The organism is Brevibacterium ravenspurgense (assembly GCF_001584615.1).
Lineage (GTDB): Bacteria > Actinomycetota > Actinomycetes > Actinomycetales > Brevibacteriaceae > Brevibacterium > Brevibacterium ravenspurgense.
In genome coordinates, this window is sequence record NZ_LQQC01000014.1 from 16,160 (window position 1) to 27,214 (window position 11,055).

9 protein-coding genes are annotated in these 11,055 nt (G+C 62.9%); 5 read left to right on the forward strand and 4 right to left on the reverse strand.

The genetic code is table 11. The features are described from left to right. Position 1 precedes the first annotated feature (1 nt). Complete coding sequence (locus tag Bravens_RS10250; RefSeq protein ID WP_062023200.1) at positions 2–823, reverse strand: DedA family protein; 822 nt, start codon at positions 821–823, stop codon at positions 2–4. Between the two features lie 54 nt (positions 824–877). On the opposite strand from Bravens_RS10250, the gene Bravens_RS10255 reads away from it, so the two are divergent. Next, entirely contained in the window at positions 878–1,849 is a 972-nt protein-coding gene (locus Bravens_RS10255; protein ID WP_062023202.1) for an alcohol dehydrogenase catalytic domain-containing protein, read from the forward strand. Between the two features lie 80 nt (positions 1,850–1,929). Here Bravens_RS10255 and Bravens_RS10260 read toward each other — a convergent pair whose 3' ends face one another. After that, positions 1,930–3,465, reverse strand: coding sequence for a carboxylesterase/lipase family protein (locus Bravens_RS10260; protein WP_062023204.1), 1,536 nt, complete (start codon positions 3,463–3,465; stop codon positions 1,930–1,932). 148 nt (positions 3,466–3,613) lie between these two features. Continuing rightward, a complete protein-coding gene (locus Bravens_RS10265; protein WP_062023207.1) occupies positions 3,614–4,918 on the reverse strand; it encodes a hypothetical protein in 1,305 nt (434 codons plus the stop codon). Positions 4,919–5,316: 398 nt separating this feature from the next. Between Bravens_RS10265 and dnaK the strand changes: the two genes are divergently transcribed. From dnaK to Bravens_RS10285, 4 genes are all read left to right on the forward strand, one after another. Continuing rightward, a complete protein-coding gene (gene dnaK, locus Bravens_RS10270) occupies positions 5,317–7,167 on the forward strand; it encodes a molecular chaperone DnaK (protein ID WP_062023210.1) in 1,851 nt (616 codons plus the stop codon). Next, the gene (locus Bravens_RS10275; protein WP_062023213.1) at positions 7,167–7,838 is read left to right on the forward strand and encodes a nucleotide exchange factor GrpE; all 672 of its coding nucleotides are present in this window, start codon (positions 7,167–7,169) and stop codon (positions 7,836–7,838) included. The genes dnaK and Bravens_RS10275 overlap by 1 nt, the downstream gene beginning before the upstream one ends. A 137-nt stretch (positions 7,839–7,975) precedes the next feature. Beyond that, entirely contained in the window at positions 7,976–8,983 is a 1,008-nt protein-coding gene (locus tag Bravens_RS10280; RefSeq protein WP_062023216.1) for a DnaJ C-terminal domain-containing protein, read from the forward strand. Continuing rightward, complete coding sequence (locus Bravens_RS10285; RefSeq protein WP_062023219.1) at positions 8,983–9,438, forward strand: heat shock protein transcriptional repressor HspR; 456 nt, start codon at positions 8,983–8,985, stop codon at positions 9,436–9,438. The genes Bravens_RS10280 and Bravens_RS10285 overlap by 1 nt, the downstream gene beginning before the upstream one ends. 130 nt (positions 9,439–9,568) lie before the next feature. Here the strand turns inward: Bravens_RS10285 and Bravens_RS10290 are convergent, their stop codons facing one another. Then, a complete protein-coding gene (locus Bravens_RS10290) occupies positions 9,569–10,771 on the reverse strand; it encodes a hypothetical protein (protein WP_062023222.1) in 1,203 nt (400 codons plus the stop codon). Positions 10,772–11,055: the final 284 nt, after the last annotated feature.

Here is an 11,055-nt window from a genome sequence, read left to right on the forward strand (position 1 = left end):
CTTAAGATTCCGAGTTCTTGCGCTTGGCAGCCCGGTCGCGTTCCTTCTTCGAGGTCCAGATGACGGTTCCCACGATGAGCGCCAGTGTGATCCACAGGGCGTATTTGTCGATGAGCTTCAGCAGATCAACTGCAGGCTGACCTATGAACCAGCCCAGGCTGGCACTGACCGTGGACACCAGCAGGGCACACGCGATGTTGGCGCTGATGAACGTGCGGAATCGCATTCCGGACCATCCGGCCACCAGCCACACCAAGGATCCGGGCACACCCGGGAACCGGCCGAACACCACGAGCACCACCAGCAGCCACTGCGGCAGATCGCGGATTCGGGCCGCTTTCCTGTAGGCCTTCGGGGTGTTGGCCACCAAGCGCACCACGTTCTCTCCCCAGTGGCGGCCGGCCAGCCACCACAGCCAGTCGAACTTCACCGCGCCGATGAAGCCGGCAAGGATTGCAAACCACAGCGGGTAGCCCTCGACCTTGGCGAATGCGCCGGCTCCGGCAATTACGGTTTTTGCTCCCGTGATGACAGACAGCAGCACCGGCATTTTGGCAATGAGAAATGGGCGCAGCGGGAAGATGACAAGAAAGAACAGGGGCAGGCCGATGATGAAGCCCAGCAGCACTTTGTCTGCTTTTGAGGGTTTGCGGTCGCCCCACGGCCACGGGATCGGCTTTTCGGCTTCGGCGCTGCTGCCAGCGCTGTTATCAGCGCCGGTGTCGTGAGCACTGCCGTTCTGAGCATCGCCACGGCCAGCGCCTGGAGCGCCATCATCGGGAAGGTCGCCGTGCTTGTCGTCCGCTCTTTCTTCGTGTGCCATTCCAGTAGTCTAAAGAAAGACCGCTGCCGGCAACGACGCGCGACAGGAGCTCTTATGCGAATCTTCGGCTTCACTGAATACGGCGGCCCCGAGGTGGCCGGTTTCCTCGATGTTCCCGACCCGCGACCAGAGGGTGACGGCGTGCTCATCGACGTCGACGCGACCACCGTCAATCCCGGCGATATCAAGGTCCGCTCCGGGCAGCGGCAAGAGTCTTTTCCGGTGCGCTTCCCCATGGCCATGGGCCGGGAGGCTGTCGGCACCATCCGCGAACTCGGTCCGGACGCTCCGACTGACTTGGAAGTCGGCCAACGGGTTTTCGGTTCGGCGGCTCCCGGCATCGGAACTTTTGCCGAACAGACAGTGCTGACCGGCACCTCGGCGACCCCGCTGCCAGAAGAACTGAGCGCGGGAACAGCCGCCAGCATTCCCGCGGCGTTCGGGACCGCGCACGATGCGCTCAATCAGCTGAGCTTGCGGCCGGGCCAGCCGCTGCTGGTGATCGGCGCTGGAGGAGGCGTCGGATCGTCTGCTCTGTCGCTTGCCAAAGCCGCGGGCCTCACAGTGTGGGGAGTGGGTTCGGCTGGGAAACACGATGTCATTACGCGCATGGGCGCTGAACACGTCGAATCCGGTCCGGGGTGGACCGACCGGGTACGCCGGCTGGGCACACCGGTGGCAATTCTTGATCTGGTGGGCGGCGATGTGCTCCGTGAGGGCGCCGAGCTCCTGTCGGACGAGGTGCCTGCTGGTTCTGCTGCTGGTTCAGCGGGTGAAGGAGCCGGTGATGTTGGTCGGCAGGTGCGGATTCTGTCAGCGGCAGACCCCGGGTTGGCGAAAGAACTCGGCGGATCGGGCATTGTTCGGCACCGGACGCGCGAAGTCTACGCGCGCATCGCCCAGCTGTTGGCCGCATCGGCCGCGCCCACGTGGGTTTCAGCCCGCTACCGCTTTGCGGATGCGGCGCAGGCGGTGGCGGACGTTGAGGCCGGTCACGCGGCCGGCAAAATCATCATCCGCATCTGAAGGGCAAGCCGACCCAACCTGCCGCCAGCGTCAGCCGCACAGCCGGCGGGAGCCCGGCGGCGCCTCGTCAGATCAGCCAGTCAGAGCAGTCCGTGGGGTGCCGCGGGCTGGCGAACAAAACACTTCCAGCGCTCCAGCAGAGGGTGCGGGAGGACCCGCTCCTCGTCGGTGTGGGTGTCGAAAATCCGGGTGGCGCCGTCGTGGCTGAACTCCGGCCAGTCAGCCCGGCCGGTGCGGGCAAAGCGCAGCCAGGCGTCCCGCATGCGGCGGCCTGTGCGGCGTTCGCGCTCCGTGGGGCCCTGCGGGAAGGTCAGTGCACCCATCCCGTCGGTGTAGTTCTCAAACAGCAGCGGCAGGTCGACCGAGTGGGCGGCCTGGATTCCGCCGCGAGGGTCGGCCTCCAGCAGATAGGTCCACGCGTCCGGAATCGCCTGGGCCATGTCGAGGGCCGGCACCGTGAACATGAAATCGGTGTTGACGCGCTCGTAGATGACCGGTGGGCGAGCTGTGCCTTCTGGTGCGGTGACCAGATGGGCGTACTGCGCTGACTCCGGCTGGGTGCGCGGGCCGATGGTTCCCAGAATGCGCTGTGCGACCGCTTCATTCGGCTGGCTGCGCGCAAGCGCCATGAACAGGTTGAACTCCTCGGCGTTGCTGCCGATGATCACCGGAATGTCCGGCGGAGTGCTGCGCAGCGCCTTCCACGGCCCGCGCGGCAGCACAGTGCCGTCGACCACCGGGGTCAGGGGCGGTTCGAATGCTGCGGCCGCGCCCCATGTGCCCATGCTGCGCTTGGCGGTGGAGTTGAGCTCCTCAAGCACCGCGCGGCGCTCGGTCAGGCTGAGTGAGCCGAAGAACTCGGGCGTTGCCTGCGCTTCAGGGTGCATTTGGCCTGCCGCACGAACAGCCGTGTCGGTGATCTGGGCTGCGAGGTCGGCTTCGAGGACCATGGACGGCGGGGACTGCAGGATGGCGCGCTGGAACAGGCCCTGCGCATCGGGCATTGTCAGCAGGCAGTGAATGGCGCCGGCACCAGCGGATTCGCCGAACACCGTCACTCGCTGCGGGTCGCCGCCGAAAGCGGCGATGTTGTCCCGCACCCAGTTCAGTGCGGCAATCTGGTCGAGCAGTCCGCGGTTGGCCGGAGCGTCGTCCAGCTGAAGGAAGCCCTCGAGTCCCAGCCGGTAGTTGATGGACACGAAGACGCAGCGCTCGCGGGCGAAGACGGTGCCGTTGTACTGCGGTTCGGCTGAACCGCCCAGGACATAGGCCCCACCGTGAATCCACACCATGACCGGCAGGGCTTGACCCTGCGTGCGCTGGGCGGGGGTCCACACGTTGAGGCTCAGCCAGTCATCGCCGTCGCGGTGTTCCTCTAATGGGATGTCGCCGGCGGGCATGAACTGCGGGCAGGGAGGGCCGAAAGTGGTTGCCTCGAACTCCCCGCCGGGCAGGGTCTCCAGGGGCCGAGGTGCCTGAAAAGCCGCTGCTCCTGTCATCGGCTGGGCGTACGGGATGCCCAGGTAGGACTCGACTTCGCCGTCGCTGAGGCCGCGGACTGTGCCGCAGGGGGCGGTGACGGTCGGCTGGCTGGATTCGGCTGATGTGGAAGTCATGGGCTCCGGTGTTTGTCGGTGGCGGTCTGACAGTCGTTGTGCCCACCACGATAGTCGCAGGGGTCGTGTTTGTGCCGGGTGTGACCGGGACAGATGCGAATCGGGCCGGTGGGAGTGTCCCACCGGCCCGATTGCCTATGCTGGTCGATCAGAAGATGCCCTTGTGCTTGGCCGGCTTGCCGAGGTCATTGACTGTGATGTCCTTCGAGGACACGTTCTGGTCGTTGTAGGTCGACTTGTCGCCTTCTGCGCGTTCAACTTGGGTGACCGAAATGGAGTTCTTCAGGCGGCCTTCGGTGGTCTTGCCGTCACCGAACTTGAAGTTGGCGATCAGCTGGTTTTCGCCCTTCTTCACCGGATTGGACAGGGTGACGAGGAAGGAGCGGGTCGAGGTCTTCTTGTTGAAGCCGAGATCCTGCGTGTAGGCGCCGTTGAACCAGCCCGGGGTGATCAGACGGTCAACGCCTTCGGGCCCGTCTTCGGTCTTCACGTCAACGCGGTAGGCCACTGCCGGGTCTTCGCTGAAGTAGCGGTTGGTGCCGACGTTCTTCACGCGCAGTGCGGCGATGCCCGCGTAGCCGGGAACCTTGCCGTCAGTCACGGTGATCTGCGGTTCGAGGTCGAGCTTCTGCTTGCCCGCCGGCTTGCTGCCGTCGGAGCCCTTGACGGGTGTGTCATCGGGTTCGATGGTGTTCTCGGTGGGCTTCGGGTTCGGCTTCTCTTCAACCGTGGGCTTGCCGGTCTGGTCCGATTCGGAGGCGTTTCCGTAGATCTTGACGCGGACTTCGTTCTTGATCGGCGAGAATGCGCGCCATGCGGTCGGGTTCGACCAGGTGCCGTCGGACTTGCAGTGCTGCTGCGTGCCGATCATGTTGATGGCGCGGAATCCGTAGGTGGCGTCGCCGGTTTTGCCGGCGGGGACATCGTAGGGGCCGATGGTCTGGCCGACGTCCCAGCTCAGGGAGTACGAGGCCGAACCGCCGATGGTCTTGGCCAGTTCCCAGGCGATGCCGAAGTTGCCGGTGGTGTCTTTCTTGGATGCGGAGCCGCCGCCGTTGACAGACACGGATTCGGTCTGGCTGCCGTTGACCTCAAGCGAAATCGACTGTGACTTCGAGGTGTTCTGGGTCAGCGGGATCGCCTTGTCGGTGTTGTTGGTGGTGGAGATGGTGCCGACGGGCAGGAACTTGTCGGTGACTTTGTAGACGGTGGTGCGCTTGTCTTCCAGCGCGTTGCACACGGGGTGAGGGTTGAGGACGTTTGCCTTGATGTGGTCGGACTTGTGGGTCGTCTTGACGATCGGCAGGTTCGGGTTGAGGGCTGGGGTTTCCGGGTACTCGTGGGTGTTTGTTGCCGCGGAGGCGGGGGAGGCGGCTGCAACCATGGCTGCGGTCGCTGCGAGCGCTGTCAGACCGCCGGCGGCGGAGCGCAGGAGTGACTGTGTCAGCTTCATCGGGTGGTCCTCTCGTGGTCGTCATTCTTGTTTGGTGACGCATGTCACCGAGTTGACGACTTCAAAGTAACTTACTGACCAGTTGACTCGGTGGTCACAAAAGTGCCTTTTGTCCAAGATTTCGGACTTGAGTTGCCATGAGGGCGCGAAGTGGCCTCCTGACCAGGGGCTTTATTGGTTCCGAAAATTTTTCTCAAGATCGACTTCGGCTGTCACAAAACTTCTTCCCGTTTTTTCTTCCGGCGGGGAATAAGGTCAGGCCCTTTAGGGTTGAGCCTAGTGAACGCAAGTTTGATGAAGGTCTCAGGCTCAATGAGGTTGACGACCCAAGCATCCAGTAGCAGACTTGAGTCAGATGCACTCAGAGTGCGAAGGCTCTTTTGAAAGGAGACACGAACATGGCTCGTGCAGTAGGTATTGACCTTGGAACCACCAACTCGGTCGTCGCGGTTCTCGAAGGCGGCGAACCGAAGGTCATCGCAAACGCTGAGGGCGGCCGCACCACTCCGTCGGTTGTCGCAGTGAACAAGAACGGCGATTCCCTTGTGGGTGAAATCGCCAAGCGTCAGGCTGTCACCAACGTTGAGAACACCGTTTCCTCAGTCAAGCGCCACATGGGCTCCGACTGGACCACCAAGCTCGGCGACAAGGACCTTTCGGCACCGGAAATCTCGGCTCGCATTCTGCAGAAGCTCAAGCACGACGCTGAAGAGTACCTGCAGGACACCGTGACCGACGCCGTCATCACCGTCCCCGCATACTTCAACGACGCTCAGCGTCAGGCAACCAAGGACGCCGGCCAGATTGCCGGTATGAACGTCCTGCGCATTATCAACGAACCCACCGCAGCAGCTCTGGCCTACGGTCTGGAGCGCGGTAAGGAAGACGAACTCATCCTCGTGTTCGACCTCGGCGGCGGAACCTTCGACGTTTCGCTCCTGGAAGTCGGCAAGGACGAAGACGACTTCTCGACGATTCAGGTGCGTGCCACCTCGGGCGACAACGAACTCGGCGGTGACGACTGGGACAAGCGCCTGGTTGACTACCTGGTCGGCCAGGTCAAGAACGGCTACGGCGTGGACCTCACCAAGGACCCCACCGCTATGCAGCGCCTCAAGGAAGCTGCTGAGCAGGCCAAGAAGGAACTGTCCAGCGCAAGCAGCACCAACATTTCGCTGCAGTACCTGTCGATGAGCGAATCCGGCCCCATCCACCTGGATGAGTCCATCAGCCGCGCCAAGTTCGAAGAGCTCACCGAGGACCTCCTGGCCCGCACCAAGAAGCCCTTCGAGCAGGTCATCGCAGATGCTGGCGTGAGCCTGTCCGACATCGACCACGTGGTCCTGGTCGGCGGCTCCACCCGTATGCCGGCAGTGGCCGAAACCGTCAAGAAGCTCACCAACGGCAAGGAGCCCAACAAGGGCGTCAACCCGGACGAAGTCGTCGCAGTCGGCGCTGCAGTCCAGGCTGGTGTGCTGCGCGGTGACCGTAAGGACGTGCTGCTCATTGACGTCACCCCGCTGTCGCTGGGTCTGGAAACCAAGGGCGGCGTGATGACCAAGCTCATCGAGCGCAACTCGCCGATCCCCACCAAGAAGTCCGAAACCTTCACGACGGCCGAAGACAACCAGCCGTCCGTGTCGATTCAGGTCTTCCAGGGTGAGCGTGAATTCACGCGCGACAACAAGCCGCTGGGCACCTTCGAACTGACCGGCATTGCACCTGCTCCGCGCGGTGTGCCGCAGATCGAAGTGTCCTTTGACATCGACGCCAACGGCATCGTGCACGTGTCGGCCACCGACAAGGGCACCGGCCAGGAGCAGTCCATGACGATCACCGGCGGTTCGGCTATTCCGCAGGAAGACATCGACCGCATGGTGCGCGAAGCAGAAGAGCACGCTGAAGAAGACAAGAAGCGCCGCGAAGCTGCTGACACCCGCAACAACGCGGAGACTGTCGCCTACCAGACGGACAAGCTCATCAAGGACAACGACGACAAGCTGCCCGAAGACGTCAAGAACGAAGTCCAGGCAGACGTCGATGCTCTGAAGGAAGCCCTCAAGGGTGACGATGACGACGCCGTCAAGCAGGCCTACGACAAGCTCCAGCAGTCGCAGACCAAGCTGGGCGAGGCCATCTACTCGGCAGCTCAGGCTGAAGCCGGCGCGGAAGGCGCACAGGCTGACGCAGGTTCTGCTGACGACGATGTCGTTGACGCCGAAGTCGTCGACGAAGACGAGGAGAAGTAATGACCACCGAGAACCCAGACGGCCGCGACGCCGGCGACCAGGGCTTCTCGTTCAAGGACAACCGTCGGATTGATCCCGAAACCGGTCAGGCCCGCCCCGCGGGTCAGGCCGGGGACGGGGCCGACGCCCCGGAGTCCGAACAGCAGCCGGAAGCCCAGCAGGGTGCAGAGCAGCCGGCGGCCGACGCCTCGGACCTCGGTGTCGAGATTCCCGACGACGCTTCGGGTATCGAAGATGCCGAACCGCAGCCGGAATCGGACGAAGCCAAGCGCTACCTTGACGACCTGCAGCGGCTTAACGCCGAATACGCGGCCTACCGCCGCCGTTCGGAACGCGACCAGGAGGTCGCTCGTGCAGCTGGCCTGCAGGGCGCGGTCGAAGCCCTCATGCCGGTGCTTGACGAAGTGAAGCTGGCTCGCGAAGCCGGCGACGTCACCGGTGCGTACGAAAAGCACGTCGACAGGCTCCTGGAAGTTCTCGGCAAGCTTGACGTCGTGCAGTACGGCGAAGTCGGCGAAGTCTTTGACCCGAACATCCACGACGCTCTTATGCAGCAGCCTTCGGCTGATGTTGAAGAGCCCACGGTGTTCATGGTCATGCAGCCCGGCTACAAGATCGGCGAACGTGTCATTCGGGCGGCTCGGGTAGGGGTTCACCTCCCCGAGGCCTGACACGCACACAGCTGCCGAGGCGGAGCTTCCGACCACCCGCAGGGGCACCCAGGTGACCCGCGGGGAAGGTGGGGCTCCGCCTCGGCCGCTAGAAGAACCTAAGAACAGAACATTTCGGCATTGAAAGGAGGGGCCGGATGAACTCGGGACCGCAGAATGAGTGGTTCGAGAAGGACTACTACAAGACGCTCGGAGTCTCCAAGGATGCCTCCGATGCTGAAATCAAGAAGGCCTACCGCAAACTTGCCCGCAAGTACCACCCGGACGCCAATCCGGGAAACGCGGAAGCAGAAGACAAGTTCAAAGAGATCTCGGCTGCCAATTCGGTGATCGGCGATCCGGAAACCCGCAAACAGTATGACCAGGTGCGCGCCATGGGCGGCGGCGCCAGGTTCCAGGCGGGTGCCGGCGGTGCTGGTGCCGGTGGCTTTGAGGACATCTTTTCCGGACTGTTCAACACCGGTGGAGGGGGTCGGACTCGTGCCGGCGGATATACCGGTGGTTACCCCGGCGGGGGTCCGGATCTTTCTGACCTGTTCGGCGGTGGAGGCTTTGGCGGTGGCGGTTTCGGCGGCTACCAGCAGGCTCCGCAGAAGGGCGGGGATATCCGCTCGAAGGCTCGTCTGAGCTTTACGGAAGCCGTTGAAGGCGCCACCGTGAAGCTCAAGATGCCCGGTGGCAAACCGCTGACTGTCCGTACTCCCGCGGGGGTAAAGGACGGACAGGAGGTGCGCGTCCGCGGCAAGGGCAAGCCCAGCCCCAACGGCGGTCAGGCTGGCGATGTGATTCTCACGGTCGAGGTTGCACCGCACAGCGTTTTCACGCGTGATGGCAACAATCTGCGTATGACGCTGCCGGTGACGTTCCCGGAGGCGGCTCTTGGAACTCAGGTTTCGGTGCCCACGTTGGGAGGGCAGCCGGTCACCATGAAGATTCCTGCGGGCACGCCGTCGGGTCGCACACTGCGTCTGCGTGGGCGGGGCATTGATGCGAAGTCCGGCAAGGGCGACCTGCTGGTGACCGTCGAAGTGACGGTGCCGCGCAATCTGAATGCGGATGCGAAGAAGGCCGTAGAGGACTTTGCCGCTGCTACCGCGGGTGAAGATCCGCGTGAAGGGCTGCAGAGGAGGGCAGGTGAAGCGTGATGATTCCCGCAGACCGTCCTGTCTACATGATTTCTGTTGCCGCTGAACTGGCCGGCATGCATCCGCAGACACTGCGGCAGTATGACCGTCTGGGGCTGGTGACACCTCAGCGGTCTGCTGGGCGCGGTCGCCGCTATTCGGCTGACGACATTGAGAAGCTTCAGCTGGTGCAGCGGTTGAGCCAGGATGACGGCATCAACCTCGAGGGCATTAAGCGGATCCTGCGGATGCGCGAAGAAATCGAGGCTATGCGCCGCGAACAGGAAGCTATGCGCGCCGAAATGGACGCGATGCGCAGGCGGCTGGAGACTGCCGGCAGGATTTTCGCAGCGGCGTCATCTGGTGATGTTGTGTCCTTGTTTGAGGACTCGCAGGGGGCAGGCCGCAGGGCGCGTCCGGCCAGGCGCATTGCCGGTGTTCTGATGCCGGGCACTTCGTCGCGTCGTACCCGGTAGCGGCTCCGCCGGCCGTTTTGCAGTAAGGCCCTGAGCGGCGCGGCTTTCAAGCAACAAGGAGGGGCGGCCCTGTGTGGGCCGCCCCTTCTGCGTGTCAGTTCAGAATGTCAGTTCTGAGGCTGCGTTGTGCTCAGGCCTTGCGGGTGCGGCGGGTGAGCAGAACGGCTGCACCACCGACGGTGAGCAGTGCGGCACCTGCTGCCAGACCTCCGAGTCCCTGACCGGTGCGCGGCAGGGTGCCGGAGTCGCTGGAGCCGCTCACGTTGTCCGAGGCGCCACCGGAGACGGATCCGCCGCCGCTGCCGGACTCTTCGGAATCGCTCTTGCCGCCCTTGCCGGAGACGACTTCGAAGGAGTCTTCGAGCTTCTGGCCGTCGAATTCAGCGGTGACGGTGTACTTGCCGAGGTACGCCGAAGGGTTGTCCTCGCTGATGCCTTTAATGCTGAAGACCGCGTTGCCGTCCTTGTCAGCCTTGACGGTCTGCTTGAACGGGCGGACGTTCTTGGCGTTGCCGGAAGTGCCTGCAACGTTGAACTTGACTTCGGTGCCGGGCTCGAGGTTCGAAACGACGGCGTTGAGGCCCTTTTCCTCGTTGACGAAGTCAGCGGCCTTAACCTTCTTTTCCGACAGCTTCAGAGCTGCGTCCTTAGCCGGAGCTTCGTCGTCGCTGCCGTCTTCATCAGCAACGACCGAGAACTTGAGGGTGTCAACTTTAACGGTATGGGTCTCGAAGGCCAGGAACACGTCGAGTTCGTATTCGCCGAGGAAGTGTTCGGCGTGTTCGTCATCAATCTTCGGCTTGAGGGTGGCTCCGGCATTGCCGCTCTCATCGACTTCTACTTGGTCGGAGTAGAAGACGGCCTCGCTGCCGCTCCTGCGCAGCCAAAAGTCGACCGTGTTGCCGGGCTCGCCGTCCATGTACGAGACGTCGACGCCCTTTTCGCGAAATTCGCTCAGGGTGATCTTGTTGGCGCTGATTTCGGCTGAGCCTATATCCGTAGCGCCCTCTTCACCTTCATTGGTTTCAGTGGCATCTTCTTCGGTGCTGTCCTCGTCGCCGGTGCCGTCAGTGTTGCCGCCGTCACTGGGCTTGTTGGGGCCTTCTTTGCCGCCCTCACCGGGGTTGTTGGGGTCTTCGGTGTCGTTACCGTCATCCTCACCGGGTTTGGAGGGCGTGGTGCCGTCGTTAGTGGGCTGTTCTTCCTGCTGGGACTTGGCTGTCGGTTCGTTCTTCGCGGTTTCGTCTGCGAATGCGGGTGCTGCAATTGCTCCGAGTGAGCCGGTCAGTCCAAGCGACAGAGCCACGGCGGGAGCGAGGATGGTCTTCTTCACTGTGATCCTTCGAGTCAGAGAGTGCTCACGGCATCAGGGGCCGATCAAAAGGTCCATGCGAGCCTAAAAACCGCTGAACAGCACCCGCAAGCTTTCGACGAGACTCATGGAAAGTCCCCGGGTGAACAGGGGCCGTGCCTCATGTATTTTTCCCCGTGAAATTTGTGGGTGTATGGCGACCATGGGGTATGGATCGTGAGGGATTGTCATTGAAGGCCAGGTATGAGGTGACTAAGAAGTACGCTGCGGCTTATGCAGCGGCGTCGAAGAAGGAGAAGACCATC

Bases quoted from the DNA above. Each gene is read 5' to 3' on its own strand.
- Bravens_RS10250 (WP_062023200.1), bottom strand. From the start codon at position 823: ATGGCACACGAAGAAAGAGCGGACGACAAGCACGGCGACCTTCCCGAT.
- Bravens_RS10255 (WP_062023202.1), top strand. From the start codon at position 878: ATGCGAATCTTCGGCTTCACTGAATACGGCGGCCCCGAGGTGGCCGGT.
- Bravens_RS10260 (WP_062023204.1), bottom strand. From the start codon at position 3,465: ATGACTTCCACATCAGCCGAATCCAGCCAGCCGACCGTCACCGCCCCC.
- Bravens_RS10265 (WP_062023207.1), bottom strand. From the start codon at position 4,918: ATGAAGCTGACACAGTCACTCCTGCGCTCCGCCGCCGGCGGTCTGACA.
- dnaK (WP_062023210.1), top strand. From the start codon at position 5,317: ATGGCTCGTGCAGTAGGTATTGACCTTGGAACCACCAACTCGGTCGTC.
- Bravens_RS10275 (WP_062023213.1), top strand. From the start codon at position 7,167: ATGACCACCGAGAACCCAGACGGCCGCGACGCCGGCGACCAGGGCTTC.
- Bravens_RS10280 (WP_062023216.1), top strand. From the start codon at position 7,976: ATGAACTCGGGACCGCAGAATGAGTGGTTCGAGAAGGACTACTACAAG.
- Bravens_RS10285 (WP_062023219.1), top strand. From the start codon at position 8,983: ATGATTCCCGCAGACCGTCCTGTCTACATGATTTCTGTTGCCGCTGAA.